The organism is Methanoregula formicica SMSP (assembly GCF_000327485.1).
Lineage (GTDB): Archaea > Halobacteriota > Methanomicrobia > Methanomicrobiales > Methanospirillaceae > Methanoregula > Methanoregula formicica.
In genome coordinates this window covers 1869791-1895551 of the sequence record NC_019943.1, presented here as the reverse complement: position 1 = coordinate 1895551, position 25761 = coordinate 1869791, and the positions used below count along the sequence as shown (strand labels likewise).

The window sequence follows — 25761 nt, the reverse complement described above, 5'->3', positions numbered from 1 at the left end:
TGGGAGGAATACCAGTGAACGCCCGCCATATTCTGATTATTTCGTTGCTCATTTTTAGTACCGGGATTGTCGGTGCAGAAGAACCTCATACGGGAAACTGGAGTAATGTCGCCATATCCCCTGAATTCGGGCCACGATATGATTTCGGTACGGCAGTATTCCACGACCACATCTGGGTGATTGGCGGTCATACCCGCAATGGATACTTCTGGGGTTGTTCCGGTAATTCGACCTGCGATATGAATGACATCTGGTCATCTCCCGATGGGCAATCATGGGAAAAGGTGACCGATCACGCAGCTTTCAGCCCGCGTTCCGGTCATGGTGTACTGGTATTTCATGAACGGCTCTGGGTCATAGGAGGATCCGGAACGAATGATGTCTGGTCATCTCCCGATGGGGTAACATGGACGCTGGAAACCGGGCATGCCGGGTTCAGTCCGCGCAGCGATATGGGGGTAGCAGATTTTGACAACCGGCTCTGGGTTATCGGCGGAGGCACATTTGACAATCTGAAAAACGACGTCTGGTCGTCTCCTGATGGGATAACATGGACTGAGATCACGAACAGCACGTCATTCAGCCCGAGGTATGGAAAGGGAATTGTGGTATTTAATGACCGGCTCTATTTGGTCGGAGGTACCGGAGACAGTACATACACGGATCCCGTCACGGATTATACGTATATCAGCGAAGGTGGATCGAAAGATGTGTGGTCTTCCAAAAACGGATTAAACTGGACATTGGTCACAGCAGATGCTCCGTTCAAATACCAGGAATTTACTCCAGTAGTTTCCGCGAACCGGAAGATCTGGGTTATCGGCGGGGGAAACTGGGAAACCCTGGCAAAACATACAAAATATGCTTCCCCCCACGCATTCAGCGAAGTCTGGTCTTCGCCCGATGGTAATAACTGGACGCTCGAGAATGAAGACCCCGGGTTCAGCCCACGCTTTTTGCAGGGAGTCGTTGTGTTCAAGGACGGGATCTGGATTCTTGGTGGCACGGACAATTACCGGATAGCTGGCGACATCTGGAGTATGCCACTACCGGGATTGGCTCGGGATATGGAAACCACTCCGACCGTGTCTGGGAATATTTCCCCCATGCAGCCAGTAGCGCTGGCAACAACTGTTCAGAGCGGAATTGATCCGATCTCCTGGGGTCTTCTGCTTCTTACCGGAGCTGCCTTAGGATATTGCCTTAAAAAGCGGAATCATTATTCCGGTAACGCATGAAAGCAGGAGCTGTATTTTCGAAAAGGGTTATACCTTTGGCTGGGCGGCCATCATCCAGATGTCCGCCAATCCGGAGAGACCATGGTATCACATCCTTTCTCTCTCCGGGTTGTATTTTTCAGATTCTTTCATTGCAGCGGATAAGAAACCTCATTTCCTGTATGCATGTGTCCGAACGTGTTAAGTTTTGACCGACAAATCGTATTTATAATAAAATATAATTTGAACCCGTGGACAGCCGGAGGTTGTCCCAGAACCTGAGGACGGGCCCGTCCCGGATCGAAGTGCGGCTGGACCCGGATCCTGCCCGAATGCACGTGAAGATGTTCTTCTGATTCTCTGAGGAGTTTTCTTTGTGCCGGCGAGCGGAGCCTCTGGAAAAAATCTAAGGACGTGATAAAAATGCTACTTGGAAAATTCAACATCCTGCTGCTGGCACTGCTGGTGGCAGCAATGGTGATGATACCGATCGTGAGTGCCGGAGATATTAGTTCTGAACGGATTGCCATTATTCAGAATAATTATATCACAGAAAAGGAAGCATATGGCTCTGCCCAATATGAACTTGCACAGTTTGTCTCAGACGGACTTCTCGGGGAAGAGTTCAGCGGGGCATCTGTTAGTCCGGATCCTGTTTCAGTTTACGATATCAATGGCCTGAAACTCTATTATTCGTTTCCACTGCTGAACGGAAAGAAAAAAGTTGGTGAAGTAAAAATCGCCGCCAGCAAGGTTTTTGGCGCGCCCCTAATTTCTATCGGGAATGGGCCGCAGGCAATTGCTATGGATGAGCTGAATAAAAAAGCAGAGCAGGCACTGAAAAATGCCGGATATTCTCCTGATAAAGCAACCACCCTGCTGGTTTGTTATGCTTACCCGAAGGTCGGTCTTGGAGTGACCGTACCCGCAAAATCCGGTGCAGGAACGACGCTGATTATCGATGCCTACGATTATTCAGTTATACCGGCATCCGGCCAAGGATCGATGTATGAATCCATTTCTCTCGATTCAATGAAATCCGGTGTAGTTTCATGGGAGGCACAAGAGCAGAAGGCCACCAGGCAGTCCCTGACGGTTTCACCGCGTGGAACCGTAAGCAAGACTCTGAGCGGGTTCACGCTGTATGGTCAGGAAGGGACGAACTGGTGCGCCTTTGCCACAGCAAAAATGATCTCAGCATGGTACGGGGTATCTAAATCCCAGTTACAGATTGCCCAGACTGCGGGAGTCAATCCGGACAACGGCGCAACTGAAACTGAGATAACCAATGGTTACTATAAAAAATCCCCGGCACAGGGCGGTCTTGGCAAGTCAGGGTCTTTCATCCGTATCGGATCCCCATCTAACTTGTATGACCTGATCAAATCCGAGATCGATGGTAACCGGCCCGTCGTGATCAACATTGGGATCAAGCCGGGGCAGTCAACCAACTACCATGCCCGGGCCTGTGCGGGATATTCACGTGACACCTCCTCCGGGAATATTTATTTCTACCTTTACGATCCATGGCCGGTTAACTCGGGAGCCCTCAGCTGGGAGAGGTGGTATGGTGGCTCAAGTCCTTATGTGTCGTCAATCTTTGTCAAGAGTTGACCCCACCCCTCTCATTTTTCCATGGAGTGCATCTGAATGAAAGGATCCAAAAGAGTTCGGCTCTCCTGCTGTTCCGGAATGGTCCGGTGCCGGGCCGGCACAGGCATCTCTCTTCTCGCAATCCTTTTACTTGCATGCCTGACAACCCCTGTCCTTGCTATTCTGCCCGAGTGTGGGGGGAGGATAGACACAGGAGAGAGTGATGTGTCTGCGAATTCGTTCCTTGCAATGTCCGCCAATAGCTCGCACCTTGCCAGCATATCCGGTAACCGGATATTCCTCGTGACAGAGGACGGCCGGGTAGCGTGGAATTCCACCCCGGGCGGGGATCTGCGACAGATCAAAATCACCTCCGGTGGTGAACGGATCGCTGCTGCATCCTGGGACCGTGAATTGGTGCTCCTTGACGGGAACGGGACACTCCTCTGGAAAAAGGATCTCCCCGATCATGTTCTGGATCTGGCTGTAACCGGGAACGGAAGTACGATCCTGACTGCCGGAATGGTCGTATGGCCGGGAACCGGGGGCAATGTTACACTGACTGACGGTAATGGGACAATGGTATGGAATTACCGGACCCCGGTTCCGGTGGGGAGTATCGCCCAGTCCGATGATGGAAAATATATTGTTGCGGGTGCCAGCGCATATTCTCGGGCCGAGGTATTGCCGGAAGCAGACCTCTTCTTCCTTGACAATACCGGTCATCTTCTCTGGAGCGTGACGACTCATGGAGGGAATGCCGTGGCCATGGATCGATCCGGTTCATCAGTTGCTGTTGTGACCCTCAATAAAAATATACTGGCACTCTACACATGGGACGGGGCCCGCCTCTTTACCCGTCAGTTACCTGTCGGGTCCAGAAGTGTTGTCTTGTCACCTGACGGGAACTCAGTATATATCGCGGTTACCGCAGGAGAAGGGCCTTCGGAAAATACTCGTGCACTTCCCACAGTTATCTGTCTGGACCGGAAAGGGCAACCTGTATGGAATAACTCTCCTGATGTCAGGATAGAGAACACGTATTATTCCTCCCTGCATGCCTCAGGAAACGGGCATGTTCTTGTAGCCGGATCATCGGGAGGAATTGTCAGTATCCTTGATGAAAACGGTGCCAGGCTTTCTGAATGCAGCGCAGATGGGCCGGTACAGGATGTTGCCCTATCAGACAACGGGAAAACTATTGGTGTACGGACCGGGAATTCCCTGTACCGGATCACTCGGGAAAAACCAGCGGAAGTCAACCTGTCAGAATCCGGCCCTGAACAATCCTTTGGCGTAACGGTATCTCCCGGGCAGCCAGCCCAGCCAACACCTACCCGTCAAAGCCCCCTGATGATAACCGTTGTTGTGGTGGCCACAGGGATTTCTCTGGCGGTATGCAGGCACTCTCGAAAACGGGGGTAATGAGTGACGCAGGATTACACGAGAGGATTGCTTAACAGAAAAGTACAGGAGGAGGGGACGAGGTGTCGGCGTCTCAAATCAAACCAACAACCTGCGCTGTCCGGATTGGATGTAAATATCTTATCGGGGACAGACAGGATGCTACTTCATGTGACTGAAGACCCGGTTGTTTTCAGCAGACCTTAATGAAACAATTTTGAGCAAGGTCTGGTTGATCGGTTCGCGGGAGGGATCGGACGGGAGGTGGGTGTAATGGAAACCCAGTATTTCCGGCGAGAATTTATGACAGATATTTACCGGCATGTGTCCGGACGTGTTAAGTTTTGACCGACAAATCGTATTTATAACAAAATATAATTTGAACCCGTGGACAGCCGGAGGTTGTCCCAGAACCAGAGAACGGGCCCGCCCCGGATCGAAGTGCGGCTGGACCCGGATCCTGCCTGAAGGCACGTGAAGATGTTCTTCTGATTCTTTGAAGATTTTTCTCATGCCGGTGAACGGAGCCTCTGGAAAAAATCTAAGGAGGTGAAAAAAAATGCTACTTGGAAAATTCAACATCCTGCTGCTGGCGCTGCTGGTAGCAGCGATGGCGATGATACTGTTTGTGAGTGCCACAAATGGAGACGACGTATATTACAAAAATATTCTCATCTCATCTTTCGGAAATTTGTCTGGTGATATGCAAAAGAATATCGCTGTAACAAATTCGGTTCCGGATACGTGGGTCGATCAGCTCCAAAAAGTAACTGCTGATGCTGATAAGGATCTTGATAAATATTATTATCCAAATGGACCCGTTATCGGTCATGGTTATGACATGTATGGGACAATGGTTGTCCAGATCAATAAAGACATGAAAGTGGATCCCACCTTGATAAAAGAAATTTATGAAGTAATTAAGAAAAATGGGGAGAGAAATGGGATTAAAGACATTCCTTGTAAATTTCTGTCTATCGGTCTGATGAAAGTTGAGTCAAGGTTCGACAAGATCAGGCCTGTCGTTGGAGGAATTGAATTATCCTCTACTAATGGGTGGGGCACAACGGATTTCCGTGGAAGGAATAGTGCAAACATTTTCATGCGTCGCGAAGCATAAATTTCTGTGGATTGATGGCATGAGATTGGACCCACGGTCAGCCATGAGGATATTGTTCCTGATGGGACTCATTTTTCTCACGATTCCAGCCTGTTGCGAGGCGGTCGATCCTCTCTGGACCATGGACTTTCCTGATGCCGGACTGCATCCGGGAATCGTGGGACGAATCGCAATATCTCCGGATAACCGGTTTCTGGTATCCAGCAATCCCGATAAGACTGAACTTTTTGTCGTTTCGACAAACGGGTCCCTGATGTGGTCATACGTTCCCGAAAGGAGTGCGGGAGGGTGGTCACCATGGATATCCGGGATCACGATATCCCCGGATAGTTCGCGTATCGGAATTTCCGTGATGGTCCCCGGGTGTTGCCGGGGAGTTGTGACGAACACTACATCGAACCGGGTGATCCTGTTCGACCGGCAGGGAAACCTGCTCTGGAATTATTCGACCAATGAACCCCCGGGCACTATTGCGATATCCGGTAACGGTGAGGATACTTTCGTTGGTTATCATACCCGGTCACTGATATGCCTTGATCGTTCCGGGGCACTCCGCTGGAAATACAAGTCAGATTCCCCCATTACTGATATTGCGGTATCTCCTGACGGAAATTATCTGCTGGCAACCGGGGGAAATGTGGAAGGGCAGTATACAAATGATGCGTATTATCTCGCAAAAGATGGCCGGTTGATCTGGAAGCGTCAGGTGCGGGGTATCAATAATCCCGGCATCTCTCCGGACGGACAGGACCTGATTGTTTCCGGCTATCCCGCCCAAAATACGTTCTCTTTCAGTACCGATGGCAGGGTCCGGTGGGAGCATTCGTTATTTTCCGATATCGGGAGGGTATTGTCGCTCACCACCAATGGGAGGTATGTCCTGGCCGGTAGTGAGGATAAGATCCAGCTGCTTGACCATCATGGTGAACAACTCTGGAACTATTCGGTGTCCGCCCCTGTCTACAGTGTTTCCCTCTCGGAGAACGGGGAGACGATCGCTGCAGGGACCGCGACCGGAATCGTTGTTTTCGATGGAAGCGGAAATCTCCTGAAAGAGTACCGGCTCAATCAGACCGTTTGCCCGGTCATGGTATCCCGTGATGGAACCTCTGTTGCCGCACTCTCCGATCGGTTGTTATTTTTTCCGGTCCGTGAAGGCAAACCTGATCGGACGTTATCTGAAAACAATGTATCGGCCGGTAACAATACAACAGATTTGCCCCTAATGCCAACAACCCCCACCCTGCCCGGTTTTACCGGCGTTTTCTGTATTACTGTCCTGATGGGGATTGTCACATTCATGGTCTCTGGAAAACGGAAGGGCAGGACATGATGAAACAGAAGAAATTGTGTCTCATGTTCGGTTTTGTTTTGCTGATTCTGCTCTGAATTCGCTGGGAGCGGTTGCGGATTATTCCCGGCCCACATAATTCTCTCGGAGGGAAACGATGACATCTCACAAACAATACCTTCTTCTTTTTTTCGCAATCATCGTTGTCAGTATAATAATCGCTGTGGGACTATTCGAAGGTCTCAAGACCGATCCGACACCCCCCACGATTCGAACGGGGTGGTACCTCCCACACAATACTATTGTATGGGCCATTGCGGAACCCGGAATGAATCAGGCCCAATCGGAGCGTTTCGTCCTTTCCGGCGAATATGATGGACCAGCACAACAGTTTCCCCCCCTCTCACCATATGCCCGGTACGAGAACTATACCCGGGAAAAAACCGGTGACCGATATATGATCGCAGTCTGGTATTTCACGAAAGAGAGTGCCTTTCTGTCATCGAAAAAAAAGCTTAATGCGTATCTCACTACTTCAGGAACGGTTACACGTGTCTCTCTGAATTATTCCGGATTTGTTTCAACAGATCAATACAACCTTACTCCCATCGGCCCCTCAGCCATACCGCTACCAGAACACCTTGTAACAACCGGGTATGAGAGCAGCAATACTTCGGGATTGTTTTATACGATAGAAATCCCCGGGACCAGGGAACAAAACGGCGGGGTGCAAACCAGTACAGGCAACGAGTACTATATTGTATATTACGGGATTGAAGAACCGTATGCGCTATCACCCCAATTAGATCTTATCAGAGACCTCATCGGGCATACTTTTACCTTCGACCGGATACATTCTGCAGGTCCGCTCCTGATGTGATAATGACGGGTAAAGTGTTAGACGGGATTTAAGGTGAGGTTGAACTTGCTGAAGAGTTACTGAATCTCTCATGAGATCTTGGTACTGTTGAGGAAATATCTCTGCCATCGCTACCATTCGCAGGAACGTGTTAAGTTTTGACCGACAAATCATATTTATAATAAAATATAATTTGAACCCGTGGACAACCGGAGATTGTCCCAGAACCAGAGGACAGGCCCGCCCCGGATCGAAGTGCGGCTGGACCTAGACTCTGCTTTAAGAAACGTGAAGAGGATCTTCTGATTCTTTGAAGATTTTTCTCATGCCGGTGAGCGGAGGCTCTGGAAAAAATCTAAGGACGTGATAAAAAAATGCAACTTGGAAAATTCAACATCCTGCTGCTGGCACTGCTGGTGGCGGCGATGGCAATGGTAACAGTAGTGAATGCTGCTGTGGATGAGACATCCTCAACAAATCCAGCACCTGATATCCGGAATATCCAGTTACCTGAATTGCAATTTGACGATAATCAGACAAAAGTAATCGTGACGAAAGAACTTTTTCTTGATCCTGAAGTGTCTTCCTTGTATGAAAAACAAGCGCGTGAATCGTTTGAGCTAATCGATTCGGAAATTCCCTATGGGTCGATCATTTATCATGCTGATAATGGTGTAACAACAGTATTTGATTCAACAGGACGGCAACTCTTCTCTGCGGTTGATGAGAAAACAACAAAGGTCCGGACTTCGGGAAAGGATCTCCCCGCAACCTATGTCCATGAAGTACCTTCCGGCTCCATGATACTTACTGATCCGGAAGAACCTAATATTACGTACACCTTTGATAAGGGCAACAACCTTGTCCTGACAGTCATCGATCATTCCGGTGCTTCGGACAGGCCAAAAAGCAGCGTCTCCCTTGCAGCGGCACGAGACACTGTCGGGTGCAATCCCGCAGGACGTTGTTCAGGCTGGTTTGAATATGCTGAAGATAACTACATCCCGGAACTGACGCGTTTCGAAGCCTACTGGGCAACACCAGGAACCCCGCTGACAAACAACATGGGGGAAAAAATCGCGATCTTCAACAGTATTCAGCCTTCAGGAAATGGTTTTATCCTACAACCGGTCCTTGAATGGAACGTCAATTCCAACAACTATGCCTGGACTGCAGCACCCTGGTATTATGATGGATCTTCTGACAGTTACTACGGCCGCAGGATAACCGGTGTCCAGACGAATGACGTCATGAAAGGCAGCTTGTATTACAGTACCGTCAACGGGTATCCGGGCTGGTGGGTTTCCATCAGGAGGAACAGCGATCCTGAATCCTCGATCTTCGTAACCGAACTGTCATCAACAAGCGGACTGAATGCACAGGTAGTACTTGAAGCAACAGGTTTAGGCGTAGACAGCAACAATGATCTTCCAGGAGATGTCAGGTTTTATAACATGAATTATCGGAAATCAGGGGGATCAGCAGCATCGGTCTCTCTATCAGGGTATGTGGATCCGGTAGCAAGCTCACATTTCTCCGGTTTGAGCGCAGTTGTTGAACAGAATCCATCAACCGTGAAGTTATGGACCCCCAACTGATTAAGGACCGGTGTATTCCTGCATGAGGTTTATCATACCTTTCTTTCTCTTTTTAGTCTGTCTCGCTGCTGCCTGCATTAGTCCATCTGTACAATCATCTCCCATTGCCACAACTTCGCAGGCTGATAGCAGCAGTATTTTTTCTGTCCCTGTCTATTCCAATGCATCTATCCGGATAATTCCCTATAATCAACTTAGCACACATGGATATGCAGACATTCCAGACAGGATCTCGCCGGAACTTGCACCGGTGATCGCAAATAGTTCATTTTCTGGAAATTCTTCCACGGTTGCCCACATTGCCGTGCAGGATCCCTGTATCCAAAAACTCCTCCGTGAGGGCGGGTTCATCCTTGGTGTTGATTATTACATTCCCTTCCATGGAGAACCGGCTCCACGACTCATCCTGTATGTTCCGGATCACCCAACTGAACGGAGGATTTCAGCATTCGTGAACGAATCAGAGGGGCACGTCAGTTCACTGATGGTCGAGTACCGGTATGTGGCACAATATGACAAACCGGATTTTGATCCGTTCACTACGGAAGGCTGGGCGGGTGGGTATACCTGCACGAGGGACCAGTGCATGGATGTGTGTTGAAGAGTGTGAGATTTATGAAAACATGGGATAGTTAATTGATGGCAGACACAAACTCTCCCTCTGTCTTTCCTGTTGCTGGAATACTGGTGATTCTCCTGGTAATTATCTCCGGATGTTCGTACCCTCAGGGTACTCCAGTCAATATCGTGTCGGTGAATGCTACTTCAGTTACCGGAACCCCGGCAGAGCCTGTACAATCTTCGGTATCTGCTGTTGTGGTGACCAGGATGATTCCAGACCTCGTCGTGAATTACTCGGAGATTGCCTACATCGGTATACAGGATCCCTCCGATCCGGTGGATGAAAACCGGAAGAATGTCGTTGCACAAACGGCCATAGCTGATGAACGTGTCCGTGCCATTCTTCTCGATGGCGGGATGATCGAGGGGGTGCTCCTGCAGTGTCACCCGACCCCGAAAGACAGTGGCGGATCGGCTTGTGCCCTGGCACTACGCGTTCTTCATCAGGGGAGTAACTGGGATTTCCTTGTGGATGAAAAGAGCGGGGAAGTGATCTTCATCCAGCGGGAAGTTCTTCCCGGACGGATCTGACTCCGGGCTATTACCCGAACTGGTCTATTCCCTAAGGGTGATAGGATTGCGCACTCATTTTTCAAATCCGTTTAACTTTTTTCAACTGCGATCACGATCGCGTTGAAAAAGTTTTCAATGCGATCGCGAACGCGCCGAATATTTTTTGCGGAAATTTTTCCTGCAAATATTTGCATCGCACGACGAAGTCAGAGTAAATTTCCCCGGATATTTTTCAGTGTTTCGATCCCGGTTGCGATTGGATTTGAAAAAAATCTTTCCGGTTTCGATTCCGTTTGAAAATTTTTGATCGCGATCATGACCAGACTTGTGAAAAGTTAAGTATGTTACAACGGATTTCCGCGTGAAATAAAATCTCTGGAAGGAAAATCCCCTCATATGAAATATTATTTCCAGTAATGAACGTTCCAATACTTCCGGCCCAATAACAGTTTCACCCTCCCCCTGCCTTTCCTGTATTATCTCAATCACCTCAGAACCGGGATTATGCAATTCCTCTGGTGCGGGATTCACCTATCCTCTGAAGAACGACAACAGGACCCGTTTGAATGCCCGGCGCTCCTTCCCTGTGCAACGATCGAGTGTGCGTTATTCCGCGAGGAGGCCCCGCTGTGCGTTCACCTGGTGAGGGAGGGACCGGGCAAGGGCTGTCGGAACCTGAGCGGGAAAAAACTCATGCATTTTTTGCATACCCGTAAACAACGTTCAATGAACATCCGCCGTCACCCTGGTCACGGTCGGGAAAAAAAGAAAAATTACCGGATCTTTGCAGCTGCAGTAACCGCCATCTGCCGGAGTATCTCGAAATCTGTTTCGTTCCCGTCTGTCTGGAACTGCTCGTACACGTCGTCTTTCACAAAGGCAATCACGTACATCCGGGTATTATCGCTCCGGTCGGAGGCTTTCGTCGAACGGCTGTAATCCCCGATGGTTGGGAGGGAAATCTCTTCAACAGTAACATTGCTGTCTTCAGCCGGCATGGATTTCCAGGTGTTTATCGTATCCTCGACGATGAGCGTGATATTTTCAGTAGAGTACACAGAGATGACCTGTTCAAAGAAAGGTCCCTCTGACACATTCCCTCCGGTTTTCATATAGCCGGTAAAATACCCGCGTTTCCAGCCGTGTTCGACTGCCCAGGAACGCATATCAGAAATATTCCTTTCGCCTTTTGCCAGCAGGGTGAAATTCCCCGGAAGATCCGCCGGCTGCAAAGCCATTTCTGCCGGTGAAACCGTTGAAAGGCCGGGGGTGGGAACCGGAGATGATGCCGGTACCGGAGATGACGGGGCCGGGGATGTGCACCCGGCGACAGCGAGAAGGAAAAAGACAGCCAAGAACAGTATTACGGTTTTGAGGTAATCGTTTGTCATGGGATATTAATGCCCGCCCGAAACGATGAAGGTATGCATGGTTCCGGTTGTTTTTACGGGTGAAAAAATGACCTGGATATATTTCCCGTCAGGGTTTTTCTCGTAAAGGAGAGGAGCGTATTCCCGGCTCACGAAAGGGAGAGAACCGGGAAAAATATCGTTATAGGGTGGAAAACAAATCTGGATCATATGCCCTTGAAAGCGATTATTGACGGGGAAACAATAATCGGGCCAGATCTCTCAAAAGTCGAATGGGCAGAGCTGAAGGCCCGGCATAAAAACGGGCTCCCGGTCAGGATGTGCTGTTGTGGTGCCCCGGGGCATTTACGGACAACAAAAGGAACTCAGCATTTTTACCATGCGGCTGATACCGGATGTCCCCATGACAACGAATCAAAAGAACACCTGGAGATCAAATATCTCATCTACAGGATTTGTCAGGCCGGGCAATGGGAGACCTCGGTAGAATTCCCTTCAGCAGATCGTACATGGATTTGTGATGTTTTTGCACAGAAGGATGGAAGGAAGATCGTTTTTGAAATCCAGTTGAGTCCCATCCCCTCATCAGACCTGCTATCCCGCGATATGAAATACCAGGATGAAGGAATTGAGTCGTACTGGCTTTTAGACAACTACCTTGACCGGGCAAAAGAATTCGAATCCTGGTATGACAGCCACATTTACCCTGATGATGACCGGCACAAGGAGCGAATCCCGTATATCGATCGCTCATTCTTTTTCACCGGGACCGAGAACCACCTTTTCATTGCCAAGAATATCCGGACGGTCGGGCTCCGTGCAAAAAAGCAGACGCTCTTTTCCACCAATAATCCGGAAATTCCGCTTGCAGTCTGGGTGCGGGAAGTCCTGAAAGGAAACTACCGGAACTATCTCTTGGAAAGCGCCGCGATCTTTCAACGGAAGCATGCATTGAGATCCCAGGCCTCTCCTGCGCTGCTCCGGTTACGGGATTTTTATCAGAAGATTATCCGTGATGAAACCTATCAGGAAAAGGTCAGGAAGTATTACCGGAAAATCGCTGGAACGGACCGGTTGAGGAACGATAGTGTCGTGCAACAAAAATTCCGGGAAATTTCTTTTGAAACCGACTGGTTCAAGCGGGAATATGAAACGATTATGTCTGAAAGTTATGGTCTGTTCTCCTGGAAAAAACTCACGGGGCATAGTACATCATACCCGGTTTTCCGGCTTGAATCGGAAGCGAAGATCAAAAAACTGGATGAGTGTGTCCGGAAATTCTCGCAATGGGAACATTCGTTTGATGAGGCCCTTAACAACCTTGACCGGGAGATAGCGGCACGGGGGAAGTGAGGGGTGTCGAGGACAAGGTCGTCCGGTGGATTCTCCGTGGGGGTGTTTAATCCGGGCACGTATGGGGGCCGGATTCCCCTCTTTTCCATTCCCGGCAACCAGGACTCGAAGACTTCGTCTTCTCCGTCTCGAGGTTTGATAACCTCTCGAATCTCGAAGACTTCGTCTTCTCCGTCTCGAGGTTTGATAACCTCTCGAATCTCGAAGACTTCGTCTTCTCCGTCTCGAGGTTTGATAACCTCTCGAATCTCGAAGACTTCGTCTTCTCCGTCTCGAGGTTTGATAACCTCTCGAATCTCGAAGACTTCGTCTTCTCGTGTCTCACGTTTGAAAACGTTCGACATTTCGCGAAAAAGCAGCCATTAACCCCCCGTTTCCCCTCACTTTCCTGTCGAAGATTCCCTTGGAATCTTCTTCTCCTCCAGGTCTTAAGACCTGTCGGACACCGGAGAAAAACAGGCGGGTACGGCACAGTTACAGCAGCCGATTGCGGAAGGGATCGGGCAAGAGGTGGGGGGATGTGGGAAATCTACCTTTTCCCGATCGAGTTTATCGATAGAGAACGAACGTGTATCGACCGAGATTCGCACCCAGGGGTCGGCCAAAACCCCCCATGGTTTGCTCCGGACTTCCCCCGGTTCGACAAAATAGGCGATCATCCAACAGAAAGGCAATATTTTAACGTTTTTAAGGGCAAAAATGGGGCCGGATTGTCTGAATGTCCGCGTATGGAACGTATTTTCAAATCTGTGTACTGTAATCCGTGAAAAAATGCGAGTATCGGAATGACGGTTATTGTTTCAATATCCACAGATCCGGGGAGAAACCATGGTATCACATCCTTTCTCTCTCCGGGTTGTATTTTTTCAGATTCTTTCATTGCAGCGGATAAGAAACCTCATTTCCTGTATGCATGTGTCCGAACGTGTTAAGTTTTGGCCGACAAATCGTATTTATAATAAAATATAATTTGAACCCGTGGACAGCCGGGGGTTGTCCCGGAACCTGAGGACGGGCCCGCCTTGGATCGAAGTGTGGCCGGACCCGGATCTATCCGACGGTACGTGAAGAGTGGCTTCTGATTCTCTGAAGACAATCTTCAGTGCCGGCAAGTGGAGCATAAGAAAATGGAGTTGATGAAAAATGAACATTCCTAAAACATGGGTCGTCCTGCTTGCACTTTTACTGGCGGCGATGGCGATGGTACCGATGGTGAGTGCGGGAGATGGTAATCCTGACGCTGCAGGAAATACATATCTGGATCTAATCAATCCTGTTTCAAATGGTGATATCAACCTGTTTGATAAAATGGGATTACAAAGACCGGAAATCGAGAAAAATTCGATTCCACTGAAGCGGTATGATGAATCGAAGGAGATTGTCGAGAGAATAATGGCAATCGGAAAAGTTACGAATGAAGCAAAATCGGTGATAGGATTATACGATTTTGGATCATCTCAGGTTCTTCTCATTGATAGCGGTGATTCTGTTCTTGCCCTTTCTTACGATGGAAATAAGGTAAAAACAACGAAAATTGTTCCCAAATTGTTAGGAGAAATGAAAGAATCCGGGCCTGCAAAACCGGCATCGCTCCAGCAAAAAACACTTGGGGACTCAGTTACTACAAATATTCTTACACAACTGTATTCTATCTCAATCGCGTCTCCTGAATCTTCATCGGCGGTCAAGACAATTTATCAGGTTACTAAAACACGAACTGATGAGTATAAAAATTATTTTGGGGAAATCAGGGCCAGTCTCACAGTAACGGGAAAATTCTATGTGGATTATGGTATCAGCATTTCTTCAATCATTGATCAATCATCGTATTATGTGAGTTTCCCCTACACGATGTGTTCGTTTACTCATGCTGGTTCAGGCACGGGGTCAACTGCCGGACAGGTAAATGCTCATCTTAAAACAGGAGCGGCATTTGCAAGGGCTCAGATGGATAATTGGGTTGGCGAAAATGCATGGATGAATCTAAATCCATGGCAGGGTGGAAGCCAAAGTACCTGGATGTCTGGAAACGGTGATGGATGCACAGGATAATCCAAATATTTTTTATAATAATTTTGCAAATATTCTTCAGGAGAATGTATTATGGATAGACAGGCTAAAAAGTATCTCTCGCTTCTAGCATTTGTGCTAATCACATTCTATAGTATGATGACCAACTACTGGATCTTGTGGGCGGTGATCACACTCATGATATTTACCGATAATACTCTTGACTCTGTAAAGGAGTGGCTTGATATTCGGCAGGACCGGTATCTTGAAGCGATGAAGAATCTGCAAGCCCCCTCAGTAAAAGATTAGGTCAACCTTGAGTCCATCCGGCAATCGATTCTGAAAATCAGGATTCGATTGAATTCACTGGATGTTGAGAAGAATAGATTGCAAAACGGGATCTAACACTATGAAGAAAAATCACTTGATCATTTTCACGATCGTCTGCGGAATCCTCGTAATCTACGGGGCAATCTCATTTCAGTGGGTGATGACCTGTAGCATTATTGCATTTTTTATCCTGTTCCTGATCGCCGATTATCTGATCGAGACTTTGTCATCGATCCGCCTGAATCTCGAAAAAATCGAGCAACATCTCAATAAAAAAACATGAATGCGATTATTCCCTGACCGGGATACTATCAATGAGGTACCTCGTTCCTAATAGGTGTTCCTACAGGGTACGACGGAGGGAGGAATCCGGGCCCGAAACGGGCTCCGTTTCCCCTCAAAATCAGAAAATTTGTGATAGTTTCGCTAAAAAGCGTGACCGTTTCGCGAATTTTCCTGAGATTTCGGTCTATTTTACGACGGTGGAATGACTCCGGAGCACGGGACAATATGGGACAATTAGCGCGAAGGATTGCGAAGGGGGGCAGGGTAATCTAGGGGGGTGTCGGGGACAAGGTCGTCCGGTGGATTCTCCGTGGGGGTGTTTAATCCGGGCCCGCTACGGCCCCGGATTCTTCCATCCGGCAGGTTTTACATGTCTTATTCGCGATTTTGCATGTCCTTATTTTTGGGAAGAGGTTATACTGTGCGCTATTTGCTGAATACGGTTTGATTCTCGCTTGAAAACATGTCTCTTTAGGCGCTTTCCAGCGGCCGATTTTGCCCTCAGACGGGTTCCAGCACGGGAAAGGCTGGGATCGCTTGAAGGAATGGCTCTGTGAGGGGAAGTCGGAACGGGGGGATTTGCTGGGCCGGATTGGGGAATGGGGAGGAATTGAGGCTCGAATCTAGTACACATTATTCAAAGGCTTTACGAAGAAACCCGCGGGTTGGAGACGGCCTTGACGGGTGGGAATATTCCCGTGCCGTGTTTTTCCTTGCAGGCTGATACCGGGTATTATTCAACGAATGTTCTGCAACGAAATTAGAGGTAAATAATTTTCGCTAATTTGAATCCGCGCCAGGAACAATAACGATCTGACCGTTCGTATACCTGACTTCCCAGACGGGAGCATCCTGGATCCTTCCCGTGAGGATCATGTCGCTGAGTGGTGCAAGAATATATCGTTCGGCTATCCGCTGCAGCTCCCGCACACCAAACTCTTCGCTGTACCCGGTGACCAGAAGAAAACGGAAAACCTCGTCGTCAATCACAAGCCGGACATTCTGTTTTTTTGTCACCCGCGTAACCAGCTCATTCAGGACCTGCTCAAGAATTCTCGATAGATCTTTTTTATTGAGATCGTTGAAGACGATGATCTCATCAATCCGGTTTAAAAATTCTGTCCGGAAGAAGGACGGGGCATCTGGTGTCCTGCGTTTGTCGGAAGGAGTCGATCCTTGAGAACTCTCATCCCTATTAGAGTGTGGTGTTGTCATGGATCCCGACAGGAGAAGAAGCGGATTGACCTGGATATTGGATGTCATAATGATAATGGCATTGGTCGCATCTGCGGTTTGTCTCCGTGAATCTGTAATATGGCCTTCGCCAAAGAGCTGGAGAAAGAGATCCAAGACCTGTGGGTGGGCTTTTTCAATCTCGTCTAACAGGACAACGCAGAAGGGATGGTTCCGGAGAGCATCTACGAGCACCCCTCCGGCCTCGGTTCCTATATATCCGGGTGGCGCCCCGATAAGCCTCGCAATGCTCTCTTTTTCCATGAACTCGGACATGTCAAACCGGATAAAGGAAGCGTCACTGTCAAATAAATACTCGGCAACGGCTTTCGCCATTTCTGTTTTTCCGACGCCACTTGGGCCCATAAAGAGGAAGACGCCCACCGGCCGTTCCCGGGGAAGGAGACCGGCATAGGCAATCTTCAGTCTCCGGCATAGCGTCTCCACGGCGGCATCCTGGCCAACTACCCGGGCCTTGAGGAATTTTTCAAGGTCAAGGATCTTCTCGTGCTGTTGCCCTCTGGAAAAACCGGTGATCAGGGAGAGGGGGATACCGGTCTTTTCCGCCAGGACTTCCGCTATCGTCTCCCCCGTTACCGGGCCCGTGCCGGAAGTACTCCCGCTTAGTACAGGTACTCGTACTCTGACAGCCGCTTTGTCGATGAGGTCGATTGCCTTGTCCGGGAGCTGGTGGTTCTTGTCGAATTGTTCCGACATATCCACAGCAGCCTGGAGCGCTGCGTCGCTGATGGGAATGCCATGGTGTTTCTCAAGATTTGCCCGGAGTCCCCTGAGGATCCCGATGGTATCTTCCCTGCCGGGCTCGGGAACAAGGATCTTTTCAAACCTCCGGGAGAATGCTTCGTCCGACTCGACGTACTGGTTATATTCGGTGAATGTGGTTGCACCGATAATCCGGATGTCTCCCCTGGAGAGTGCCGGCTTGAGAATGTTAGCTGCATCGAGCATGACTCCTTCAGCCCTTCCCGCACCAATCATGGTGTGGAGTTCATCGAAAAACAAAATAACACCCGGATTTAATCGTGCCTCTTCTATCAGTTTTTCGAGTTTTTGTTCGAACTGCCCCCGGTATACGCACCCGGCCAGAAGGGAAGAGATATTTACCTGGAAGATCCGTTTTCCGGCAAGAACCTGAGGATCTTTGCCATCTGCAACCCGGATTGCAAGACCTTCAACAATCGCCGTCTTCCCGACCCCCGGTTCCCCGACAAGGATGGGATTATTCTTGTTTTCCCTGCCCAGGGTCTGGATCACCTGGAGGAGAATATCCCGCCTGCCGATGAGCGGATCCAGTTTTTTTGCAGCAGCCAGCGCTGTCAGGTCCCTGCCATACCGCTCCAGTATTCTGGTTGAACCCTGCTTCGGCTGGTATTCATTGAAGAATTTCTCATCGTCAACGGGTTCTTCGGTTTTTGTGGGATACTGCCGTTTTTCCATTGGCGGGCCGACCTTGTACAGCCGGCAGAAAGAAGCAAGATCAAACGGTGAATAATGGTAGAACTCAACAACGTCTTTTATGAGCGGGGTCGGGTCCAGGAAGATTGCCGCCATAAGGTCGAGACACGTGATCTTCTTTCCCGTGGCGAGCTCGTCGGCCGATTCAAGAATCGCCTTGAAGCGGGGATCGTTCTTCTGGACGGTATCATCTTCGCTCTCTGTTTTTTTTTGTTCTTCCCGTTCCATAAATTGCAGGAGTGAATCACGAAAAATCTGGAGGATTAGGTCAGCCTCCTGGAATGCCCGTTCCATGGCAAAAAGTTCAGCATTGACCTCTTTATAGAAAGGGAGATGGGGGATATCTTCAAGGGAGAGTATCGTAGCAAGCAGAAGCTCCGGTGAAGGTACTGTCATGCCCCTTTTTTGTGCTCTGTCAAACGCCGTAATATCGACAACTGTTGCTCCCCCGGAGAGTTCTTTCATGATATCACCATTGGAAAAAAATCCATTAATAGATTGGGGTTTTCTCCATCACTTATGTCCACGGTTCCGCCTGAAGAGCCGGGAACGAGAGATTGCTTTTGAGTCATCAGGGGGAGGGAAATGCCGGTATGGCCGGAGATATCTCATGGTTTTTTTGTATATCCTGTCAATGACAGATGAGGAGGAACGCTTCGTATCCGGAGTTTCCAGTGAAGATTGGGGGGGATTGGGAGTCAGGGCAGATTCAGGGATTCCATCGTTTTCTCCCCGCTGCATCGATGCATAGTGATCCCATGCCGCTGATCCTTCCGGGAGATCGGGGCTGCCCGTATCCAACGACATCCCTTTCGGTCTTTCACCAGTCCGCCGTCCACCGGATGAATCCCGATCAGGAAGGACAGAAGGGAAGAATGTTTTCAGTATCTCTTCAAATGGCGTATCAAGCAGGTGTGCATAGACCGGGCGGACAACGGGATCCTCAGCCATTTGCACGAAGGCTTCCCAGTACATTTCTCTAAATTCGGGGTCCGTATAGAGATTGGCCATGCCGGGCACGAGGCTTTTCAGCGCTTCATCATGCCTTCCCAGTTTTGCCAGCAGCATCCCCCTGCCATAGAGGAGGCGGGGGTCCTGGTCTCTTTCGTGAAGTTTGTTTTTGTAATACCAGAGGGCTTTGTCCACCAGTCCCAGGCTTGCAAGACAATCCGCTTTTGCTGCGACAAGCTCCGGCGAATAATAACCGGCTTCCTCCGCTTCATCAAATGCTGAAACGGCTTCCTCAAAACGGGAATGCCGGAAGTAGATAAGGCCCCGGACAAAGTCTTTTTCCGGCCGCTGGACCGTCCACGGTTCATCCGTTTCCGGCGGGGGACAATTATGAATGATGATCTGGTCGTTCAGATCCTTCTGAAGATCTTCAAAAGATCCATATCGCTCACTTGGATCCTTGGCAAGACAGGTCTGGATGATGTTGTCGAGGGGAGAGCCCGTCATCGGGGGCAGGGCTTCACCATGAAGCCTCTTCATGTCTGAAATAAACCGGTCTCGTTCCTCACGGGACCTGTCAGAGGGCAGCGTAGCAAGGAACGGCAGCGACCCTCCGGATACCATCTGGTAAAGGACGATCCCGAAACTGTAGATGTCGCTTTGTTCATCGCACAGGTCGGGATTCCGGTAATGTTCCGGGGACATATAGAGATAGGTGCCAACTGCGGAGGTCAGGGCATCATGATTGCGGACACACGAGGGGATGGGATTTTCAGAGTCCTCCTCGGGCATGGGATTGGGATGAACCGATGCGATACCGAAATCGGTAATCTTAAGAAACCCGTTCCGGGTGATCATAATATTCTGGGGTTTGATATCGCGGTGGGCCCTGATTCCTTCGCGGTACGCGTGTTTCATCCCTTCACAAAACTGGTTTGTCCACGTGAGGATACGGCACACGGGCAGTTTCCTCGTTGTACTGAGATACCCTGCAAGACTGCTCTCACCACGCATTTTCGGGGCGATGTATTCCATGATGATGAAGAGATTATCACCATCCCTGACAATGCCGAAGGGGTGGACGATGTTTGGATGGGATTCAATGGATAACCAGATCCTGGCCTCCCGCAGGAACAGCTCCCGGGCTTTTTCTGAACTGATAAGGCCGGGGTTGAGGGCTTTTATCGCAACAATAAATTTTTTCGAGAAATCCTCTGCCAGATATACGGTTCCCACGGAACCCCTGCCAAGGATATCGATGACCGTGTATCCTTTTGCAATGGGGTCGCCAGATCTGAACGGAGTGTCGTTAGGGGGCATGGTATCTGGAGGTTACGATATGATTCCGCACCTGTATTTTCGATTCGCCATGAATATTGAAAAAATGATAGTACCGTAACAGGTTCGGGCAATTCCTTTATCGGGAATAAAAACCAGAATGAAAAATACCAGGACTTGATGCAATGAGCAACGAACCCGTACAGTCACTGACCAGTATTTCTCATAAAAAGAAGGACAGCATCTGGGCAATCGCACGAAAACACATCGAATGGTACATCATTGCCGGGGAGATCATCATTGCGGTTATCGGGGCCCTTATCCTGTTTTTCCCGGAAACGATACCCTATCGTGAAGCCATTGGCGGCGGCCTGTTCATGCTTGGGATCACCATGGTCCTTGAAGAGGTTATCAAGGCGAGGGACAAGGAAGAACATGAACTGGAAGTAATGAGAGAGAGGGAGCTGCACGAAAAAGAGGTGAATGAAGAGCGGGCACGGCAGGTCCAGCTGCAGCAATCCCTTGACAAGGCAAATGCAGACCTCGAAAAGACGAGAAAAGATCTAAGCATAATGCACGATGATGTTCACATGGTGAAAGAACCGATCTATCAGCAATATATCCATGCCTTATGTGTTGGTTTTGGGCACATAATGGATCCTGACACGAAAACGCAATGGTTGTTTCACGCTAAAAAATTGGAGATAGATGATCTCTATATCCCAGAAAACAGTTTTCAGAATTCGAAGATTTTTGAATCACGTCTTGAAAAAAAATTTGGTATTGCAACCAGTTTTGCATTCCAGATGGGCAGTACATGCTGTAAGCTTTCGTATTTTGGAATTGAGAGCAGTAATACAAGTACAATGCCGATATTCAGGACAATACTCAATGTGTTCAATGTAAAAGAAGAGATAATCAGCGGCGTTGAAAAATTTTATAAAATATGGTTCGAAAAAGGTGGAAGCCCTCTTGGGTCAAAAATGTATTTTCTGTTGATCTGGATTTATCTTGTTGATTATACGGGCGGAAGCACTAATGTAGATTTTTTTCAAGAAAAAATTCAGAGTGCAGAATCCCTCTTAATCTGGGGACACAGAAAAATCGATGATCCAGATTTTTGTTCAGCCCTAAAAGCGTGTATTGATGAATCACCCTCACATTTTGAAGGAACTTTTGTCGAGATGTAGTTCCATCTGAATACTCCTTTTTCACCAGTGTTTTTTGAAGCGTAGAGGAAGAATCTGGGGTATAACCGGACTACAGGAGGAATCGGGCGAAAGATGGACACTCAAGGACCCCCCTCCCTTAGAGCGAGTGGGGGGAGGGTGCCGGCATTTTAGCGCTGGGACAATGGAAGGGGTAGGTACCCCCTTGGCCGGGCAGGCATGTGGAGAGGGGAGAATCCGGCTACATGCCGTACCAGAATTGGCTACACCGTGTGTAGCGGATTGATCTGGTCACATTACCGGCTCCTGATGCGGGTAGAGACTCCCGTTGCCAGCCGCTCTAATATTCGCGATGTAATGATCAGGTGAGCGGGCAGTGTATGGTGAGCGGATTGTGCACGCACTGAGTTAATAATTATGATCCGAATTCGGTTGCTGGAATCTTTTAACAATAATCCGGATCACGGAAGTTTTCCGGATTTTGCAGCCAAAAATGCTCCTGTCTGGCTACAACTTCGTTCCCCAATGCCTATCCGGTTACATTCACTGCATATGCAGCGGCATCCCTTAAGATGAGGGACCGGTCCTTTGTCCGCTCAAACTCATCCGGCGTGTAACAGAGATAATCCACGTGTCGGTTGAACGGGACGGATTTCATCACGAGGGCAGCACGGTTAACGAATGGGATATCGCGGAAGAAATCTGCGATGATGATCACATCGATATCGGAATTCTCAAGCGCCGTCCCTTTCACCCGGGAACCGAAGACAAGGACTTTTTCCGGAAAGAAAACCCTCCGAATGACCGGTACCGCTTCAGTATAAAACAAATCAAGGACGCGATCACTGGTCATATCAGCAGCTCCCTCCGAAAATTTCCCTGATACTGTCGGCAACATGGCCGAAGACTTCCCGTGCGGTCTCGACGCGCTGGCGTGCAATTGCTTAGGTATACTGTTCGTACGGGATATCGTCGCTGATATCCGGGTATCGCGAGAACTGATAATCGCCGGACAAATCCATGAGATATCCGAGGATCTCGTCCGGAAAACCGAGTGACCAGCCCAGTTCATCGATGAAATGGGTTTTCTGGACAGGGCGGCCGGAGTACGCGATCAGTCCTTTCAGGAGTTTTTCCACAGCCTGATGCGAGAGGAAGGCAGCGACATCATATCCTCCGATACCGACATTCTTTTCGGCCATATCCAGATCGTGTATCGCCTGTTTTCTCCATTTACGGGCGATCACCATGTTCTCATCGGTCATGGTATTGGATTCCGGGCGGTATTTATAACTGAAGCAGCGGGGAACGTGAATAACTTTGCGTACCCATTCCCGCCGTAGGTTGAGATCCAACCCCCTATGGCACAGTTACAGCGGCGGATCTTGGGATCGCTTGGGCTGTGAGATGGGGGGGACGGGGACCCCTCCGGTTATAAGCTGTTAGCCGGTACCGGGAGTCGTTGTCCCTTTCGCCATGGACCATTGTCGGAAAATCCTCAATCGCTATTCGACGGGGTTCAAAGAGCTCCTGAGGGATTCTTCGTAAACCGATCCCGTTTGCTGAATACCCGTCAAAGTCTCAGACAAGCCTTTGAAACCCTCTTTGATATAATGATGAACGATGGTTCCCTCACGGATTTTTTCAACAATGTTGTCTTTCTCAAGTCTCGATATGTGCCAGCTTACGGAAGGCCCGGAAATACCTGCGATACTGCCAATCTCCTTTCTTGAAATTCCGGGGTTAGATGAGAGAATTGCGATAATCATCCGTTCGGTCGGATTTTTTGAATGCAGGCGCAACATTCTCTCGCTGGACGAATCTGTTGAGGAGTTCCGGAAATATCCTTTGCCATTGGCGGATTTCACATCAACGATGAGATGGTAATCCAGGAGTTTGTTGAGGTGATAGGCGACATTCTTGTTGGTCAGGTTTGTCATCCTTTCGATCTCTGATGGATTAATCCCAGGATTTTCCCGGATTGTACGATATATCAAATTTCTCGATGCATTGACAAGGAGTTCTTTTCGATGTAATTTTACGAGTCCGGAGATCAACGGCAGGTTGCCCGGCACAAATAGTCTGAGCAGGTATGCCTGGAGGGTGCAGGTCCCGGCAATTGCCAGGACCAAGAGAACTGCAAGAGGGAGATCCGAATATGCTATCGGTTGAGGTTCGGGTTCACCGGCGAATGGACTGGTGGAGGATGCGGGAATGAAATCCCGGGAAGTATCGTCCGGTGAAAGGCTATATGCCGGGCGGACTTCATAACCCCCGGTCTCGATCGCCATGACCGGGAGTACCAGGACAAATGCCAGCACCAGGAACGCGAGAGTCCTTGTATTTCCTGCCAGATTCTTCACCCCCATCAATAAAACAATAACCTGAATGCCTGGGGTTTCCCGTACGCGGTGTGTTCTGCTTCCGTGACTGCATACCAGTCCCCACCGGTAAGACCCCCATTCCGGAAAATCCGAAGAAAAATCCTGCCATCTTCTGTTCCATCGGAGGAATCGTAATACGGTCCCATCATGCCGTCGGGACCAAATATCATGATTTTCAACGAACTTTCCGTATCGATCCAGTTCAGGTCGCAGGTGATATTCCTGATACCTTCGGGCACGTTCCTGTGAAATGACACCGGCTCCCCTTCCCTGACGTGCCATTTCAGGTACTCCATTATCCTGTACCCGTTCCCCCCGATAATGGCGTTTTGGATACCGTACCGCTCCCGTTCGGTCCTGTTCAATGCACTCAGGTTAAGGGGGCCGCTTTCTTCCCAGATATCCGCGCCGTAGGGTAATGACGGATTATCGCTACCCCAGTAGACAATCTGGTTGCTGAATACATCGAAATCTTCTTTCGACAACTGAAGCCGCAGGGTCTCAAGCTCTTCGGGATACACGATCGCCATGAATTCCCCCTCAGTCATGTTCGTTCCGTGCAGTTGTTGGATCAAGTCTAACTGTTTATCGCGGGACGGATCGTTTTTTTCTCCGGCAGCGGCAGCACCGGAGATCATGATGCTGATCGCTAACAGGAAGAGAAACACTCTTGCAGCCTGACGATATATTACCTTCAATGAGAAGACTCCCTGCGTTGTTGTATTTTATTAAATTGATGGAGTAATAAAAACCATATTCATGTTGTTCTATATACGTTTTGTTCCGAAAGCGTCTACGCTTAGCATTACCAGATGTAATATCTGATTTGACCGGTTATTGCCGGAAGTGCAGAGAAAAGAAAAAATGGGGGGGTTGTTTCAGGAGCTCATGATCTCCCGGGGCTGGATCAAAATGGCCACAATTGTCCCGTCGACCATGTGTATCCGCTTGTGGTCGGGTTTGTTGACTCGCCTTTGAGTTTGGACTGGTACAATACACCATTCTGGGGATTGTTATATTGACTTCCAATGGTATGCCAGTTATCTCCGTCACTTCCCCAGTATTGCTGGTTATAATCAACCATGCCTCCGTCGCCATACAACTCGGTCCTTAACAATAATGTTGACTCGTATCCTCCTCCACCAACGGATCCTTTCCCCCCATGGGTGATCGAAGAACCGGATCTCCAGAGAGCATTGGCGGACAATACCATCACGGCCATGGGGGCCTTCGCTGTGCGTTGAGTTATCAGGGTACAGAGCTTGTCCAGCATGGCTGTCTTCTCAGAATCCGAACCCTGTATTACATAACCGCTCGGATCGGTCTTCAGGTCTTCGAGTCCGAATTTCTGCTTCTCTTCGGAGCTTATCTCTCTGAGGTTCACCGGGCCCCTCTCGTCCCAGACAGATGCCCCATAAGGAAGTTCGGGGTGGTCATCTCCCCAATAAACAACCATGTTGGAGAATTCCATATACTGCTCTTCGGGAAGATTCTTCTTCATTTCTGCAAGCTGATCAGGAAATACTTTCCCCCAGAATTCCCCGTAGGTCAGTTTCGTTCCGTACATCTCCTTGATCATCTCAAGCTGCTTCTCATCAGCGTGTGCCGAGATGGAATAGGCGCTGGCAATGCCGGACCCTGCCAAAACCAGGAGCAGGAGGCCGGCAATTACCACGAGCTTTATCTTGTTGGTATGTGTCATAGAG

Annotated in this window: 23 protein-coding genes; 13 read left to right on the top strand and 10 right to left on the bottom strand. The window is 49.2% G+C overall.

Going from position 1 to position 25761, the window contains the following annotated elements:
- Positions 1-14 precede the first annotated feature (14 nt).
- From METFOR_RS15385 to METFOR_RS09465, 9 genes are all read left to right on the top strand, one after another.
- Entirely contained in the window at positions 15-1238 is a 1224-nt protein-coding gene (locus METFOR_RS15385; protein WP_015285920.1) for a Kelch repeat-containing protein, read from the top strand.
- Positions 1239-1640: 402 nt separating this feature from the next.
- On the top strand, positions 1641-2831 hold the full coding sequence (locus METFOR_RS09500) for a C39 family peptidase (protein WP_015285919.1): 1191 nt from the start codon (positions 1641-1643) through the stop codon (positions 2829-2831).
- A 204-nt stretch (positions 2832-3035) separates the two neighbouring features.
- Positions 3036-4235 (top strand): outer membrane protein assembly factor BamB family protein, encoded by a 1200-nt coding sequence (locus tag METFOR_RS09495; RefSeq protein WP_158491375.1) that lies wholly within the window; start codon positions 3036-3038, stop codon positions 4233-4235.
- A 538-nt stretch (positions 4236-4773) separates the two neighbouring features.
- Positions 4774-5334 (top strand): hypothetical protein, encoded by a 561-nt coding sequence (locus tag METFOR_RS09490; RefSeq protein ID WP_015285916.1) that lies wholly within the window; start codon positions 4774-4776, stop codon positions 5332-5334.
- Between the two features lie 379 nt (positions 5335-5713).
- Positions 5714-6667, top strand: coding sequence for a WD40 repeat domain-containing protein (locus tag METFOR_RS09485; protein WP_158491374.1), 954 nt, complete (start codon positions 5714-5716; stop codon positions 6665-6667).
- Between the two features lie 115 nt (positions 6668-6782).
- Positions 6783-7505, top strand: a complete 723-nt coding sequence (locus METFOR_RS09480) for a hypothetical protein (RefSeq protein ID WP_015285914.1) — start codon at positions 6783-6785, stop codon at positions 7503-7505.
- Positions 7506-7858: 353 nt separating this feature from the next.
- The gene (locus tag METFOR_RS09475) at positions 7859-9082 is read left to right on the top strand and encodes a hypothetical protein (RefSeq protein WP_015285913.1); all 1224 of its coding nucleotides are present in this window, start codon (positions 7859-7861) and stop codon (positions 9080-9082) included.
- 304 nt (positions 9083-9386) lie between these two features.
- Positions 9387-9683, top strand: coding sequence for a hypothetical protein (locus METFOR_RS09470; RefSeq protein WP_148277656.1), 297 nt, complete (start codon positions 9387-9389; stop codon positions 9681-9683).
- 227 nt (positions 9684-9910) lie between these two features.
- Positions 9911-10234, top strand: a complete 324-nt coding sequence (locus tag METFOR_RS09465) for a hypothetical protein (protein WP_048110917.1) — start codon at positions 9911-9913, stop codon at positions 10232-10234.
- 755 nt (positions 10235-10989) lie between these two features.
- Here the strand turns inward: METFOR_RS09465 and METFOR_RS09460 are convergent.
- Positions 10990-11607 (bottom strand): hypothetical protein, encoded by a 618-nt coding sequence (locus METFOR_RS09460; protein ID WP_015285909.1) that lies wholly within the window; start codon positions 11605-11607, stop codon positions 10990-10992.
- Between the two features lie 189 nt (positions 11608-11796).
- Here METFOR_RS09460 and METFOR_RS09455 point away from each other — a divergent pair, with 189 nt between their 5' ends.
- Complete coding sequence (locus METFOR_RS09455) at positions 11797-12939, top strand: competence protein CoiA (RefSeq protein ID WP_015285907.1); 1143 nt, start codon at positions 11797-11799, stop codon at positions 12937-12939.
- A 46-nt stretch (positions 12940-12985) separates the two neighbouring features.
- Here METFOR_RS09455 and METFOR_RS15380 read toward each other — a convergent pair whose 3' ends face one another.
- Both METFOR_RS15380 and METFOR_RS15375 read right to left on the bottom strand, forming a co-directional pair.
- Positions 12986-13264, bottom strand: coding sequence for a hypothetical protein (locus tag METFOR_RS15380; protein WP_148277655.1), 279 nt, complete (start codon positions 13262-13264; stop codon positions 12986-12988).
- A gap of 330 nt (positions 13265-13594) precedes the next feature.
- Complete coding sequence (locus METFOR_RS15375; protein ID WP_148277654.1) at positions 13595-13819, bottom strand: hypothetical protein; 225 nt, start codon at positions 13817-13819, stop codon at positions 13595-13597.
- A 263-nt stretch (positions 13820-14082) separates the two neighbouring features.
- Between METFOR_RS15375 and METFOR_RS09450 the strand changes: the two genes are divergently transcribed.
- Both METFOR_RS09450 and METFOR_RS09445 read left to right on the top strand, forming a co-directional pair.
- The gene (locus METFOR_RS09450) at positions 14083-14991 is read left to right on the top strand and encodes a hypothetical protein (RefSeq protein WP_015285905.1); all 909 of its coding nucleotides are present in this window, start codon (positions 14083-14085) and stop codon (positions 14989-14991) included.
- A 51-nt stretch (positions 14992-15042) separates the two neighbouring features.
- Positions 15043-15258: a hypothetical protein gene (locus METFOR_RS09445; protein ID WP_015285904.1), complete on the top strand. Its 216-nt coding sequence runs from the start codon at positions 15043-15045 to the stop codon at positions 15256-15258.
- Between the two features lie 1086 nt (positions 15259-16344).
- Here the strand turns inward: METFOR_RS09445 and METFOR_RS09435 are convergent.
- On the bottom strand, positions 16345-18738 hold the full coding sequence (locus METFOR_RS09435; protein ID WP_015285902.1) for an AAA family ATPase: 2394 nt from the start codon (positions 18736-18738) through the stop codon (positions 16345-16347).
- 48 nt (positions 18739-18786) lie between these two features.
- A complete protein-coding gene (locus tag METFOR_RS09430; protein WP_015285901.1) occupies positions 18787-20544 on the bottom strand; it encodes a protein kinase domain-containing protein in 1758 nt (585 codons plus the stop codon).
- A gap of 143 nt (positions 20545-20687) precedes the next feature.
- On the opposite strand from METFOR_RS09430, the gene METFOR_RS09425 reads away from it, so the two are divergent.
- Positions 20688-21692, top strand: a complete 1005-nt coding sequence (locus METFOR_RS09425) for a hypothetical protein (RefSeq protein WP_015285900.1) — start codon at positions 20688-20690, stop codon at positions 21690-21692.
- Between the two features lie 508 nt (positions 21693-22200).
- On the opposite strand, the gene METFOR_RS15595 is transcribed toward METFOR_RS09425, so the two are convergent.
- From METFOR_RS15595 to METFOR_RS09400, 5 genes are all read right to left on the bottom strand, one after another.
- Complete coding sequence (locus METFOR_RS15595; RefSeq protein WP_015285899.1) at positions 22201-22524, bottom strand: nucleotidyltransferase domain-containing protein; 324 nt, start codon at positions 22522-22524, stop codon at positions 22201-22203.
- A gap of 91 nt (positions 22525-22615) precedes the next feature.
- The gene (locus METFOR_RS09415) at positions 22616-22936 is read right to left on the bottom strand and encodes a HEPN domain-containing protein (protein WP_015285898.1); all 321 of its coding nucleotides are present in this window, start codon (positions 22934-22936) and stop codon (positions 22616-22618) included.
- A gap of 240 nt (positions 22937-23176) precedes the next feature.
- Positions 23177-24040, bottom strand: a complete 864-nt coding sequence (locus METFOR_RS09410) for a winged helix-turn-helix transcriptional regulator (RefSeq protein ID WP_015285897.1) — start codon at positions 24038-24040, stop codon at positions 23177-23179.
- A complete protein-coding gene (locus METFOR_RS09405; RefSeq protein WP_233504382.1) occupies positions 24040-24603 on the bottom strand; it encodes a hypothetical protein in 564 nt (187 codons plus the stop codon). Before METFOR_RS09405 ends, METFOR_RS09410 begins: the two co-directional genes overlap by 1 nt.
- 359 nt (positions 24604-24962) lie before the next feature.
- On the bottom strand, positions 24963-25757 hold the full coding sequence (locus tag METFOR_RS09400) for a hypothetical protein (protein ID WP_015285895.1): 795 nt from the start codon (positions 25755-25757) through the stop codon (positions 24963-24965).
- Between the last annotated feature and the right edge of the window lie 4 nt (positions 25758-25761).